Annotated in this window: 13 protein-coding genes and 1 pseudogene; 2 read left to right on the forward strand and 12 right to left on the reverse strand. The window is 44.4% G+C overall.

Going from position 1 to position 14,211, the window contains the following annotated elements; all coding sequences use genetic code 11:
* A partial coding sequence (locus tag BN35_RS13890) for a helix-turn-helix domain-containing protein (RefSeq protein WP_174362020.1) occupies window positions 1-216 on the reverse strand: 216 nt, incomplete at its 3' end.
* Window positions 217-598: 382 nt separating this feature from the next.
* Between BN35_RS13890 and BN35_RS13190 the strand changes: the two genes are divergently transcribed.
* Window positions 599-865, forward strand: coding sequence for a hypothetical protein (locus tag BN35_RS13190; RefSeq protein WP_036893573.1), 267 nt, complete (start codon window positions 599-601; stop codon window positions 863-865).
* Window positions 866-960: 95 nt separating this feature from the next.
* On the opposite strand, the gene BN35_RS08695 is transcribed toward BN35_RS13190, so the two are convergent.
* Genes BN35_RS08695 through BN35_RS08705 form a run of 3 tightly spaced genes read right to left on the reverse strand, consistent with a single transcriptional unit; the run spans window position 961 to window position 3,974 of the window.
* Entirely contained in the window at window positions 961-1,428 is a 468-nt protein-coding gene (locus BN35_RS08695; RefSeq protein ID WP_025073290.1) for a DUF1896 domain-containing protein, read from the reverse strand.
* Between the two features lie 52 nt (window positions 1,429-1,480).
* On the reverse strand, window positions 1,481-2,749 hold the full coding sequence (locus tag BN35_RS08700; RefSeq protein ID WP_044071403.1) for a site-specific integrase: 1,269 nt from the start codon (window positions 2,747-2,749) through the stop codon (window positions 1,481-1,483).
* Between the two features lie 4 nt (window positions 2,750-2,753).
* Window positions 2,754-3,974, reverse strand: a complete 1,221-nt coding sequence (locus tag BN35_RS08705) for a site-specific integrase (protein WP_025073074.1) — start codon at window positions 3,972-3,974, stop codon at window positions 2,754-2,756.
* Between the two features lie 287 nt (window positions 3,975-4,261).
* Here BN35_RS08705 and BN35_RS08710 point away from each other — a divergent pair.
* Window positions 4,262-5,782, forward strand: a pseudogene (locus tag BN35_RS08710) (helicase-related protein); the annotation flags it as partial.
* A gap of 60 nt (window positions 5,783-5,842) precedes the next feature.
* On the opposite strand, the gene BN35_RS08715 reads toward BN35_RS08710, so the two are convergent.
* The 8 genes from BN35_RS08715 to BN35_RS08750 form a co-directional block, all read right to left on the reverse strand.
* Window positions 5,843-6,748, reverse strand: a complete 906-nt coding sequence (locus tag BN35_RS08715) for a nucleotidyl transferase AbiEii/AbiGii toxin family protein (RefSeq protein WP_025073076.1) — start codon at window positions 6,746-6,748, stop codon at window positions 5,843-5,845.
* Window positions 6,741-7,505 carry a type IV toxin-antitoxin system AbiEi family antitoxin domain-containing protein gene (locus BN35_RS08720; protein ID WP_025073077.1) on the reverse strand — a complete coding sequence of 255 codons (765 nt, stop codon included), beginning with the start codon at window positions 7,503-7,505 and terminating at the stop codon, window positions 6,741-6,743. The genes BN35_RS08715 and BN35_RS08720 overlap by 8 nt, the downstream gene beginning before the upstream one ends.
* A gap of 190 nt (window positions 7,506-7,695) precedes the next feature.
* On the reverse strand, window positions 7,696-8,004 hold the full coding sequence (locus BN35_RS08725) for a helix-turn-helix domain-containing protein (protein WP_025073078.1): 309 nt from the start codon (window positions 8,002-8,004) through the stop codon (window positions 7,696-7,698).
* Window positions 7,992-10,052, reverse strand: coding sequence for a bifunctional DNA primase/helicase (locus BN35_RS08730; protein ID WP_025073079.1), 2,061 nt, complete (start codon window positions 10,050-10,052; stop codon window positions 7,992-7,994). Before BN35_RS08730 ends, BN35_RS08725 begins: the two co-directional genes overlap by 13 nt.
* A gap of 2 nt (window positions 10,053-10,054) precedes the next feature.
* Window positions 10,055-10,429, reverse strand: a complete 375-nt coding sequence (locus tag BN35_RS08735) for a hypothetical protein (protein WP_025073080.1) — start codon at window positions 10,427-10,429, stop codon at window positions 10,055-10,057.
* Between the two features lie 6 nt (window positions 10,430-10,435).
* Window positions 10,436-10,771 (reverse strand): helix-turn-helix domain-containing protein, encoded by a 336-nt coding sequence (locus tag BN35_RS08740; protein WP_025064766.1) that lies wholly within the window; start codon window positions 10,769-10,771, stop codon window positions 10,436-10,438.
* A 464-nt stretch (window positions 10,772-11,235) separates the two neighbouring features.
* A complete protein-coding gene (locus BN35_RS08745) occupies window positions 11,236-12,513 on the reverse strand; it encodes a site-specific integrase (RefSeq protein WP_025073081.1) in 1,278 nt (425 codons plus the stop codon).
* 51 nt (window positions 12,514-12,564) lie between these two features.
* Window positions 12,565-13,794 carry a site-specific integrase gene (locus tag BN35_RS08750; protein WP_044071406.1) on the reverse strand — a complete coding sequence of 410 codons (1,230 nt, stop codon included), beginning with the start codon at window positions 13,792-13,794 and terminating at the stop codon, window positions 12,565-12,567.
* Between the last annotated feature and the right edge of the window lie 417 nt (window positions 13,795-14,211).

Here is a 14,211-nt window from a genome sequence, read left to right on the forward strand (position 1 = left end):
CTTGTGTCCAATCATTGAGAAAGGGATTTTTCCCGTATCTCTGTATGATTGCAGGGTACGTTTGCTGATGCCGAGCCTGCGGCATACGGCTTCATTGTCGAGCCATTCGTCCGTTTCGGGCGGATTGCCGATAAGCTGTTCAATACTGTGGATAAAGTCTGCAAATTCGGAGCAGTGCCGCTCCCACGCTTTGCGGTCGATGATAATGAGTTTCATTGCCTTGATTTTGTTTTGATTACTTTATTGTTACTCGGCAAACAAACTGTTATGCAGTCCATTGCCGTACTTATCGAGTGCAAAAGTAAACCCTCGGAAGCACCGCTGCAAGAAATGAGGAAAAGCAGGGAAATAGAGAGAAAACAAGAGAAAAGACCAAAGGAGATCCATTTGCGTTATTGCGGTAATGAGATGAGGTGCCAGCTCTTTCCTTTTATTATTTTGTTGTTTTATCGATAATTCGATAGTTCGACAAATCGAGATGTCGAAGTGTCGATAGATAGTTTTATCGATAGATTATTTTGACGATATATAGTTTTGACAACAGATAGTCATGACAACAGATAGTCATGACAACAGATAGTCATGACAACAGATAGTCATGACAACAGATAGTCATGACAATAAATTGTACAAACAACAGATAGTCCGTATTATCGTCAGTCCTATCTATTGTTGGCTGTTACGCCTTGCGTCCAAAGAGCCTGAGTATGCCGTATTCTTGTCGTGCCTATACTCTCTTACGGCAGCCCTGCCCTGCAAGGTTGGGAGAGATGAATACGACCGCACGAATATTGAAAATGGCAATACCAACTTGAAAAAGAAAAATCCTGCGGTGGAGATTCTTCTCTCCATCCGCAGGACTTGACCTTGTCGGGGCAGATTGGCTGCCGTTGTACCTTTGCACGATAAGAAACGGCATCAGGGACTTTGCGTGTGCCTTTGCTTACAACGCCTTTGGGCTTACCCCTCCGTCTGACCGATTATTGGCAAATGATAGCTCTTGGTAAGCAGCACTATCGTGCCTGTGAGTTCGGTGTAAAGACGGTCGTATTGCTCGTCAGAAGCAAATGTGTCCGTCAAACCGAATTTGTCGAATGTGGCTTGAACAGCCTTATTCGACAACAAGATGGTTGCGAGTCTTTCAGGAAGCGATGCAGGCAGTTCCCTTTCAAACTCGTTTTCCAATACAGATACAAGCGTGTCATACTTGGAAAAGTGCAAGCCTTGATACAAAACCTCGCTTGCCATGCTTTCCGCTTCGGGGTGAGTGAAACCTTGCGCCACGGCATCGCAGTAAGCTGTGAGAGCCATATCTGCCCGTGTGGTGATAAACTCCGTATCTTGCAACCTCTCGGGGTGATGCTCACTCATATAACTTCTTAATTTCAATCGAAAGTAAGAAAGTTCCTGTTTGTTGTTCTTTTTCATAATCATTTGGTTTTCAATCGTGAATAATAAATGTTTGGTAATTACTTCCTTTTTATGCGTGTTGCAGTGGCACGTTCTGCCGTGCTATCGACTCACAATAACCTTCAAATACAGTATGCTCCCTGTCTGTGAGTGCAGTCATATCCTCCTGTATCTTATGGTCGGTTATCTTTCCGTAGATTTGTGTCGTACCGATATTGCTGTGTCCGAGCATCTTGCTGAGCGTTTCCATCGAAATACCATTGGAAAGGCAAATCGTGGTTGAGAATGTGTGCCGAGCCATGTGGAAGGTCAAGCCTTTCTCTATCCGGCATATCTGCCCGATGTTCACACACGCAAAGGATGCTTTTCTTATTGTGAGATTGGGGAATATCAAGTCGTCCGCTTTCTTATCCTTGATATAGAGCGAAAGTATTTGTTTGGCAATGGGCAGAAGCGGAATGATGGCTTCCACGTCTGTTTTCTGCCTTTTGATGCGGATTTCCTCCGTGCCGTCAGCATTATGGGTGATATGCTTCGGTTTGAGCCGTTGCATATCCACACGAGCCAAACCGGTGAAGGCGCAGAAAATGAAGAGTTGCCTTGCTCGCTCGAACTGTTTGTCAATGATGGGCGTTTGCAGGACCCTCTGCAATTCCTCCGTAGTGAGATACCTGCGTGTTCGGTGTGGTAGTTCCGCCTTGTAGTCCGCAAACGGATCGATGCGGATATATTTCTTCTGCTGGCCGATGCCGATGAGTTTCCTAAGGAAGATGACCGCTACCTGAATAGTGGCAAGAGAAAGATTGCGCTCTGATTTAAGGTAGAAGTCCAGCCCCTCGATAAAACCATAGTCCAACAGAGAGTAGCGGATATCCTCCAGCCCTAAGCGTTCACGCAGATAGGACTTAATGAGCTGCGCTGCATAGATGTAATTAGCAAAGGTAGGCTTGGCAATCGTCAGTCCTACGCATGGACGCTTTTCCTCAATAAATAGTCGGGCTTCCTCCAAAAGAAAGCCTTTGGGATTGTCCTCTTCCATGAGTTCACGTTTCAACAACTCGGCAGTGATATAGCCACGTTGCCAAACTAATTCTTGATACTTCGCTTTGGCTTGTTCCTCTTTGCTTTGTAAATAGCGGTTGATTTCCTTTGTCTCTTCGCCTATACCCTTGCATCGTCCCTTATGGCTGTCCCAAAGTTCAGGAGCAATCTCCTTGCCCGTGCTGTATTGTACTTGTTCTCCGTCTATGGTGATGCGCCCCATAATCGGGCAGCTGCCGTTCTTTTTCTCTTTGGAGCGGTTGATATAAAAGAGTGTCTTGAATGTACTTCGTGCCATAATGTCAAAGTTTTAAGGTGAATGTATCTTGTATTCGCTGCTGTATCGCTTGCATATCCCGATGGATTCTTTCGGAGGAAACCGCTGCATATACCTGTGTTGTTCTCAGGTTGGTGTGTCCGAGCATACGGCTCACCGTTTCGATAGGAACGCCTGCCGAGAGCGTGATAAGCGAAGCAAAGGTATGGCGAGCCATGTGGAAGGTCAGCGGAGTCTCCATGCCGATGTTTCGTTGTATGTAGTGCATACCATTGAGGACAATGTCGGTGGTCGGCACGTCAAAGACAAAGCCTGCCCTTATCCCTCTATAACGATTCATGATAGTCAGCGCAGGGGGAAGCACCTGTACACGATACGGGGTCTTGGTCTTCATGCGTCTGCCCTTGATGCAGAGTTCGCCCTCTTCCAATAGGATGTTTTCCTCTCTGAGATTGCGCACGTCAGAGATAGCCAGTCCTGAAAAGCAGGAGAAGACGAACAAATCACGGACAATGCGGTAGTTTTCCCACTCAATCTCCAAGTCAATTATATTTTGTAGTTCGTCTTGCGTAATGCTTCTCGGTTCGCCCTTTGGTCGCTCGTAACTGTAGCCCAAGAACGGATAGAAGTCCAGCACACCTTTCTTCACCGCCATGCGGACGATGGTCTGCAAAGTAGACAAGGTACTCGATATGCTACTGCGTTTCAGCTTTCGGTCAATGGTGAGATAATACTCGAAGCCATCGATAAATGCTTTGTCCAGCTGTGAGAGTGGAATATCACTTACCTTGTGCTTCTTCCGCACATACTCACGGAGCAGGGAGAGTTGGTAGGTACGGAGTTTGAACGTCTTTAAGGCTCGATCGATGCCTATGCGCTCCTTAGTCTGTGTGAGATACTCCCCGAAACTCTCCAAGAGCAGGGCTTGGCGGTGGACTTGCCCCTGATAGGCATCCCTCACATCGGTGGCGGTAAAAGTTTCTTCCCTTTCATAGAGTTCGTGAAAGCGTGCGTGGATGAGTGCGGTGCATTCACCGAGTTTCTGATTGACGGACACCGCTATTGCACTCTTGCCGATGAGCCGTTGCTTACGGCTGTCCCAAAGAGCGAGCGGAGTCTTACACTTGGTGGAGAAGCCCGAATGGGTTCTGCCAACGGAGATGCGCCCAATGACAGGCACAAGTCCTTTCTTGTCGGTTCGTTTCGCCTGAACGAAGAATGATACTTTGAGTTTGTTTTCCTTCATTTTTCTGTCGTTTTTTCTAAATTTCCTTTGTTTGCAAAGGTACAGATGAACAAGTATTCCCAAGCGATGCAGAAAAATGAAAGATGATGAATAAAAACCTATGACACAATTGTTTACCTTCAACTCGTAACCCCTTTTTGCTTTTTCACGGGTGGGTTACGATTTGGTAACGGAACTCCTGCCGTTTGATGCTCGTTTTCGCTTACCCTTAAAATAGTAAGAAAATGCTAAATGATACTATTTCAAATAGTTACATTCCTTTCTTTTCCCTCTGTTTCCCTTGATTCTTAACAACTGATTATGCCCGCAAGATGAGCCTTGATTTACGCATGATTGATGAAAATGCTTACTCAGATCATATCGACAACAAGGCGAGCCATTGTGCGAAGTTGCTCAACGACTATTACCAAAAGTACGATGCACAGAAAGGAACGCAGTTCGTGTTCTCTGATTTAGGTACTTACAAGCCTGGCGGAGAGTTCAACATCTATTCTGAAATCAAGAGAAAGTTGGTAGAGGATTATCATATTCCATCCTATGAAATACGCTTCATTCAAGAATGCAAGAATGAGAAAGCCAAGAAAGCGATGGTGGATGCGATGAACCGTGGCGACATCCGCATTATCTTCGGTTCTACATCCATGTTGGGCACAGGTGTGAACGCACAGCAGCGGGCAGTAGCGGTCCATCAACTTGACACGCCGTGGCGACCGTCGGATCTGGAACAGCGTAACGGGCGTGCCATCCGTAAAGGAAACCTTGTTGCCAAGGAGTTTGCGAACAACAAGGTCGATGTGATTATCTATGCCGTAGAGCGTTCCTTGGACAGCTACAAGTTCAACCTGCTGCACAATAAGCAGCTGTTCATCAATCAGCTAAAGACAAACACGCTCGGCAGTCGTACCATTGATGAGGGTTCAATGGACGAGGACAGCGGTATGAACTTCTCAGAATATGTAGCAGTGCTTTCAGGCAACACAGACCTTTTGGAGAAAGCAAGATTGGATAAGAAGATTACCACCTTGGAATCCGAGCGCAAGAATTTTCTCCGTGAGCGTGATGCCGCAACGGGCAAGCTGGCAGAGATTGAGAGTTCCGTGTCCTTCCATTCCGACAAGATTAAGGAAGCTAAAGCTGACTTGGCTTGCTTTGAGCAGCGTGTGGAACGGGACAAGGAGGGACTGCCCGTCAATAAACTGACAATCAAAGGTGTAGAGGACAGCACCGACATAAAGGTCATCGCCGCCCGTCTGCATGAGATAGAGGAAAAGGCTCGTACCAAGAGCGAGTACAACAAGATTGGCGAGGTTTACGGCTTTTCCATCATGGTCAAGACGGAGAGCACTTCTAAGGACTTGTTCGACTGCTCGGTGAATCGCTTCTTTGTCAAGGGACAGGAAAGCATCTACTATACCTATAATAACGGTAAGTTAGCGGCAGACCCGAAACTTGCCTGCGAGAACTTCGTAAATGCCTTGGAGCGTATTCCAAAGGTGATAGAGTCGCATGAGAAGGAAATGGCAAAGGTTGTTGCAAATAAAGAAGTTTATACTAATATTGCTAACAGTTCTTGGAAGAAAGAGAATGAGCTTCGCTCACTTAAAAGTGAAGCTGCTGAATTAGACAGAAAGATTGCGCTTACCCTTGCTCCAGCAGAGGGGGAAAAAGAGGAAAAAGAAGAAATGAAGCAAGGAGAGGATTTATCCGACCATTATCATTCTGGAGGAGTAAAGAATGAAAGTGATCTTGTCCAAGACAGAGAAGATAATAGCCGTTTACAGAGTTTTAGACCCAAATGGAGGCACTAAACACATGCCGAGGGGCTAAATAAAAGTCAGACATCCGTATTGAATGTCTGACTTTTATCATTATACCTGCAAATAACCTTTTAGCTTATCTATTCCTTCTTTGTGCTTATCGGGAGTCTGTTTCTTAAGTTTACCTATATTCAGTAATTTCCATTGTACAGATGGATATTGGCTTAAATCACCTGCGCAACATTTCTCCCACTGTGGTGTTCCCTCCTCAAAGGAAACGAGGAATTCCTTGTCTGTATTTGTAAGGCAGTCATTTACCTTTTTAATAATGGATTTACGAGCCTGCTCATAGTCTGTATAGGTAAATGGAATATCTGACATTCCCTTGAATTGGTTTTCAAGTGCCTCCTCTTGGTTTATGTTATTAGGAGACAAGGATTCCACGATAGGCTTGTCGCTTCCCAATAAGCATAAGATGAGTCCGCCTTTTACACTTTCAAGCGTTTGGTCTTTCATGTATTTGCAGTCAAACATGTCACGTGGATGCTGGCGGCTGAGGGCGGCTGCAATCTTCCCCCCATAAAGTTGAGAATAAGGAACTATATGTGCCTTACAGCTGGCTTGGAACTCTTCCTTCGCTTTCGGACAGAGTTCCATAATTTCAACCTCTCCAAGTATGCCCCGTTTTGTACCATTTACCTCTATTTTCACCGTAGCACCATCACGCGTGCACAGCAATTTCCATACTTCGGATTTATGTACCACATGTATTCCGGGAATGGCACGTTCTATACTAGTTTTCAGTTCTCCAAGATGTTGATTTATCTTTTCCAAACTCGCTGTGCGTGACTCTATCGGAATATAGGTGAGGTCAATATCAACCGAGTAACGCGGCATATTCTGGTGGAACAGGTTAATAGCCGTACCTCCATGAACAGCAAAGTCCGTTATCTTGTAAACCAAAGGCATAATGCGTAGTAACAATGCCACCTGTTTTTTATATTGTTGATCATTCATAATCGTTTAATTCTTTTGGTACAATCATCTTATATTTGCTGATATATATACCAGATTTGACGAGTTGGAGTTTATGTGTCCCCAAATCTATTTTTGTAAGGTCTAAATCTTCATACCAATAATGCCCCGCTTTCTCTGCCATATATAGAAACAGCCTCTTCATTTTGTAATGTTTTGTGGTTTCCAATAACGATTGGACAACATTCGGACGCAGAGTGGTCAACTGTTCCATTATATAAAATAAATCCATATAGTTATATTGGCGTGGTGTTAACAGCAGACATTCCATAAAGGCCTGCTCAGGGGAGGATATAAGCAACCTCCAGTCCAAGTATGTTAAAGTTGTTATCTGTGCATTGATAAACACCTCTGTCTTGAAAAACTTAAATTCACGGTCGAAAATGTCATGCTTCATCCATTGTGGCATTTTATCACTTGCCGTTGATACCATTAACAGGGGTTTGCCCATAGGAACATAATGGTTGAAGCCCCAAAGCTCCAAAGCAGAATGCGCTGCAACACGAAAACTCTTTCCTACTTGTTCGTTAAAGGACTGCAAAGCACCAAAAGCGGACAGCGTGTCGCCTGTGCGGTACATGACTCCCTTACATAGAGAGGATAACCAACCGGAAGAACGATATCTGCTCAACAACTGCCTGGAATAGCCATGCTCTACGAGCCATGTCGCAAACAGCAATCCGTTCTTTTGCCCAGATTGAAGCATTTGGTTTATTTTTTTTCCTTTTAGTACACTCATAGTTTACTTGCTGTAATTAAAACCAACCGCAAAGGTACAAAAGACTTTACTAATTACAGTTGATTGGTTGAATTATTTTCCTGAAAGTAAACTAATAGTTGACTTGTAGGATAATATTTCAACCATAGTGAGGAAAAAGAGGATGAAATTAAACATGAACATTTCCAACATACTTGTATAGAACTGACTTCTACCAACCTTCTCGCTTCCGTACCATTTCATCTATCTCCTCCCGAAGGAAAAGTAATCTGCCATTGGCTTTGAGATAAGGAATTTTCCCTGCCCAAACCCAATTATAGATGGTCTTTTGTTCCACTTTGAGTATCTTGGACACATCTATGATATCCAAATATTCGGGTTTCAATGGTGGATGGACTGTCGTATTGACGGATTGATCTTGCAGAACAAGCAGGCGGTCGAGTTTATCCTCGACGCTTATCAGCTTGTCGAACAGGCGTTTTTGCCAAGTGTCTTCGGTTTTATAATCTATGTACGGCATAGTTCTCCTTTTTGATAGTTACCATTAGTATCTTGTGCCAAGATACGTTGTTCTTTCATGTAGGCGATATACTTCTTAGCCGTTCTGTCCTTGATTTCCATTTCTCGCATCAGGACATCACAAAGTTCCTGATAGGTGAGCTTGAAAGAATTTCGGAAGGTTTCTCTTATAACGCCAACGAGTTCATCGGTCTTACGCTTTTCCTTGTCCTCCTTGGACTTCTCACCACGATAGACGTGCATATCCTCTGCCTTTTCCCATCCGAAAAGCATAATCGGTACGTCCAACGGGCTTCCGTCACGGACTTTCAGAGCTTTCACCACCGAGTATTCAGGATTATCATCTTTCTCTATGGAGAGAATGCCTGCCGCCTTGCGTTGAAGTTCGGAGCCAATATGCCCACGGAGTTTGATACCATTTGGCACGAAGTGCAGCACGCAGATGATGCAGGTGTTGTAAATCCCTGCCAGACGGTAAAGCTCATCCACGATGGCAATACTTTCCGTCTCGTCGTTGGCGGAACGTATCAAGTCAGCTATGCCGTCAATCACCACAAGGTGGATGCCCCCATGCTTGTGATGAAACAGGTCCATACTTTCACGGATAAGTTTCAACCGGTCTTTACGGGAAAGCGAAGCGAGATACAGAGAATGATAATATTCAGGTACTGCTGCCAGAGAAGCCCTGCGCAATGTCTTGCCCAAATTCTTGTGGAGTTGTGCCTCGGACTGCTCCGTGTCATAGTGCAGAACTGCCAAACCTTTGGGATTGGCGGTAATCTCTAATCCCAAGGTTTTCTCTATTGGCAGTTGTTCTTCTCCCAATGTTCCGGCAAGAATGGCTCCTACATAGTTACTCTTGCCCGTACCTTCTCCTCCGGTGATGCAGAATAGATTGTCTTGGGTTCCCAATGGGACACCATTCACAGCCACCACCGATTTGGAAATGTCAGGAGGGTTTTCGTAGTCTATTTCACAGGAACGTAACATCATCATGGTTTGGCTGTATAGGTCTGCAAACATCTTGGCAAGCAGCTCTTTCAGTTCCTTTGCCCCATTGCCCAAAGCAAAGAAATCAGAAATATCCTTTTCCGTCTTGGTTCCACTAAGTGGAAGTGTAAGATTCAACACCTTGAATTCTACTAAATGTTCAGCCTGTTTATGCGCCTCCCTTACACCTGTTTCATCCACATCATACAAGAGTATGATATGCCGAAAGCGAAGTTGAAGGCTCTCAATCATGCTTGTCGGTATTTGTGCCGTTTCACTGTTGAAACATATCGCATTGAAGCCGTGTGCATATAACGAGAGCACATCCTTTTCTCCACCTGTGATGAAAAGAATATCACCTTTGGTGGGAATCTGCTCCATGCCGAAACAATAGGTGACTGGCATCCTTCCACCATAGAGGAAGCGGATTTTCAGACTGTGTGGTCGGTATATCTTTACATAGCCGTTTCCGATATAGGCAAATATCGGTTCTGTCGGTGAACTGTGAAGTTCAAACTTCTTGCCCTCGGCAGATACGCTCTCATACCGTTTAAGACTCCGTACCCGAAACTGCCGGAGTGTATCTTCATGGATACCATAATGCGCCCAATAGTTCAGCAGTCCATCGTCAAATGGCTGTATCTCGAAACTATATGGTCGTTCTTCCGTCCGCTTGGTCTTTTCGACCGTAGGACTGGAGGCTATAGGATTTTTATATGACGGTGTGATATGCTTGTTATGCTTTTCGGCATCACATAAAGAATACAATCCAAGTTCTTGTACGATGGTTTCCAAGACCTCGGGAAAACTCGTTTTCAGATTCAAACGACGCAACGTTGCCACAAACCAGAAGCAATCCCCTGAATAGGTGGTATCTCCATGATCATAGAATTTATAAGAAGAAGTTTTCCTATCATAGTAGATATGACAGGAAGCCCGTTTGTCGTCATAGAAGGGGCTACGAAAATTTCGGTGAAGATTCACCTCAAAACCAAGGAAATGGGAAAATACATTCAAACCACCTTGGGTAAGCAAAAGAATCTGTTCTTTTTCTATCATAGTTATCTGTTTTTAGGGTTAAGACATGAACTCATGATAAGATTGTCCTTAAAACGGTTGAGCCGACCAAGAACCTCGTCATTCCTCATACCGGAAACACGGAGGCGGTTGCATTTCGTGGCAATCACGATAGACTTGAAAAAATAACGCACATCGCCACTCTCGGTGTAGCGATACCGCACCAACTGTTTCTTGCGCCAACGGTAAAGGGTGGACTCTGAAACATTCAGAGTCCCGATAAGGTCTTTGGTGGTCATCTCCAGCTCATCATCTATATCTTGGATAAGACGGGAGGTGCGCTCGACATACTGCTCAATTCGGTTGAGCCTGTCTATTAGTTCCTGATAGGCTTGACTTTCTACTGCTATTATTTCCATATGTCATCACAGTTTGGTTTGTAAGATAATGTGCTGCGGTCCCAATTCCTTGGCGAGATCCATTATCTTTCCATAGGTCTCTTCGTCAAACACGTCTATGCCCAGTCGGATAAATGGGGGTGGTATTTCTCTTCTTCTCCTTGCAATAGATGCAAGCAGATCACTCTCATCCATTTCCAAAACCTTGGCATAGCTGCAAATTTGTACTATACTCATGGATACGGCTCCTGTTTCCCATCTTGAGATGGTACTTGAGCTAACTTTCAGTTTTTCAGCGATATACTCCTGTGAGTATCCTTCATGCTCTCGCTTTTCCTTTAGGGTTTTGTGCAACTGTTTCATATGTATAAAGTTACAAAAGCACCTAAATTTGAGCAACCCGCCACATTCAAATGTTTGCATCCCATGCAAGGTGGCTTGCATTAGGTGCAGATGAATATAATGGGCGATGTCAACATGGGATGATTTAATTGGTTTGTTTTCTAGAATTCATAAACGAAAATACATTGTAATAACAATCATTCCAGAACAAAATCAAATAATTTTGAGAAAATCCCTCCAGTGCAAGGTGCAAGTCCCCTTATATATAGGGGCTTGCACCTTGCACTGGAAAGTGTAGCAGTAAAATATCTAAATATTTATGGTACAAAGATTTGGAGGTTAGTACAATTTTATATACTTTTGTACCCAAGAAAAGAGAGCAGTTGTGCTTTCAACAGGTAGTCAGAATGGTAGTCATCAAGCGGTCAAAATACTGCTACAAAAATGCTACACTACTGATTTGTCAAAATTGATAGAACATTTAATTACAACGAGTTAGCAGAGTTTGGTTCACAAACCTCTCTCTCCGAAGTTTCTTTTTCTTTTGCCGATTGCTTGGCAATGAGCCTGTCCATATCCTCTGATATCTTTTTGTCCGTCACCTGCGCATAAACTTGAGTGCTTGATATGGAGGCATGCCCCATCATCTTGGCTATGCTCTCAATAGGTATTCCTGCGCTTAGGCTCATCGTGCCGAATGTATGTCTTGCCATGTGGAAGGAAAGTCTTTGGCGGATACCGCAAGCCTTTCCCACGATGCTCAGTTTGGTATCCATGACACTACGGCTGCAATTACGGTGAAAGACAAGGTGGTCATCTTTTTCTTTCACCGTCTGCTGTTCCTCGCTTCTTTCCTGCTCTTTCTGACAATGACTGATGATGGCTTCCGCTATGGGATGTAACGGCACGATGAACTCAACCTTGGTCTTCTGACGTTCCTTTCTTATATACATCTGTCCATCCGCTGTCGTTTGGATATGCTTGTATTCCAAATTCTCCATATCTGAAATAGCCAAGCCTGTGAAGCAGGAAAAGACAAACATCAGTCTTGCCAGCTCCGCTTCTCTGTCGTTCATCTTCATTAACATCAGTTTCATTACATCGCTCTTTTGCAAAAAGCGTATCTTCTTTTCCTCTTTCTCATACTTGGCATTCTCAAACGGATTACAGCGGATAATTCTCTTGCTGACCGCACGGAACATTAGTCGGCTCAGCCAGCAGAGGTTGCTGTTGACGGTAGATGCTTTCAGTCCACGCTTTTTGAGAAAGAAGCGGTATTCCTCGAACAAGTCCTCTGTAATGGCTCCGATGGGTATATCCTGCACTCCTTTGTTTTCGACAAATTCACGGAGATTTCTGTCAGAATAGAACAGATTCAGATAAGTTCCCTCTGCCCTTGACTTGCCTACGCTCTCCTTGACGGATTGCAATTCTGCCTTACTCATGGCAAGGAGCGTTGTCGGATTAGTGGCAATGCCTTGTAAGCGGTTCTTGATAAGTTCCACACTTACCACTCCATCCATTACAAGAATGTCCCGATAGGTCTTTTCCACCAAATCTCTGAACTCAATGATTCTTTGGTTTGTTTTCTTGTTGGTTGTCAACCCCTGCTTGGTGTTCCACTCGGCAGGATGGCACTCTTCGCCTGTGGTAATGGCTGTGTTCTTTCCGTCTATGGTGATACGGCAGAGAATGGCGGTATTGCCGTCTGCCTTTGTCTTCTGTCTGTTGATATAGAACAGTATCTTGAATGTACTTCTCATTGTCTTGGTGGTTTTGAATAATGAATAATGATAAGATAGAAAAAATAGGAATTAGATTATTAACTGCATATCTTCAGTGAAAGAAAGGAAACGATCAAATTCCTCAAAGAGTTTCTGTGGGGTTACCTTTGCATAACACTCGGTCATGCTCACGTTGGAATGCCCCAGCATCTTACTAACGGTCTCAATGGGTACACCCTGTTCAAGCGTGATGAGCGTGGCAAATGTGTGCCTTGCCGTATGTGTGGTAAAAGGAAACGAGATGCCTGCACGAAGCCGCAAGGCTTTCAAATAAGATTGGTAAGTGGCATATCCCATGAAAGGGAGCAATGTTTCCCTTTCATCGCTGTGGAGCTTCTCCATCAGCCGTATGGCTTCGGGTAACAGTTTGACACGGCAAGGCACACTTGTCTTCTGACGGTTGAACTTCAGCCAAAGGCTACCCTCGTCATCACGCACAAGATGGGACTTGTCCAGTTCCATCAAATCACAATACGCAGCACCCGTATAACAGGCAAAGAGGAAAATATCCCTTGCCGTTTCCATTTCCTCCTCCAATTCCTCAAAGTGGAGAGTCTTTAACTTCTCAAATGCTCCTCTGTCAAGTGCTTTGGGGAGTTTCTTGTTACCCTTGCTGATTTTGACTTTGTCAAAAAGCAGGATGTCTGCCACCCCCTCACGGTAAGCCTGCCTGCAAACTGTTTTCAAATGGGTGGCGACATTGTAGAATGAGCTCTCCTGAAATCCACACTCTCCCAAGAAGTACTGCTGAAACTCATGGATGAAGTTCTCTGTCAGTTGTGAGAAGGCTAAGTCAGAAACCTTATACTTCTTTTGGATGAACTCCTGCAAGTGGATTCTCGTGGAGTGATAGCTTGCCATTGACTCTTTTCTGATGTCTATACCGATATGACTTTCTTTTTCTTTTATGAGCACATCAAGCCTCTCGATGAGCATGCACCGTGTCTGCACACAGCCCTGAAACTGTTCCTTCACGTCGGTTGCGTCAAATGGGCAACCTCTTGTAAGCAAAGATTGATAAGCTGACTGAATGGACAGCAGCAAGTTCTCCAACCTGCCATTCACTTCCACCGCCTCACGACTTTTTCCGTCCATTCTGCTCTCACGGGGATTCCACAGGTCAGGATTACAGGAGAGCTTGCAACTGAACTGCGCTACACTCCTTCCAAGTGTGATACGTCCCATAATTGGGGCTTTGCCTGACTTGCCAAGACCGCTCTTTTTGAGGTAGAGCAACACCTTCATTTTTTCTGTTTTCATACGCTTTGATGTTTTGTGGCAAAATTACCAAATTCAAAGCGTTCCTCACTTATGCAGAAAACTGCCGACCGCAGCAACAGCCACACGAGCGAAAATAATTCAGTTACCGAACATTGCTCCATCGTTACCTATGGCAAATTCGGGTAACGCTCTGGTAACTGAACTTCTGCCTAAATCTGCATATTCCTGCCCTTTTTGAAAAGAGCACTTCTATGCAAATTATTCCGTTTCCTGCTCATTATCAGTCAGTTTACACCAACTTCGTTATTTCTTCATTTTCGTTGATTAGTTGCAGCATTAAAGCATGCAAATAGCAGGCTTATCTCAATGCTTCAGCCGCCAAAAAGTGGTAAAAATAGGAAAAAAAAGAGTCGGTATTGTCGTAACAACCACAATAACAACGAATTATAAACCTCC

Source organism: Hoylesella timonensis 4401737 = DSM 22865 = JCM 15640 (assembly GCF_000455445.1).
Classification (GTDB): Bacteria; Bacteroidota; Bacteroidia; order Bacteroidales; family Bacteroidaceae; genus Prevotella; species Prevotella timonensis.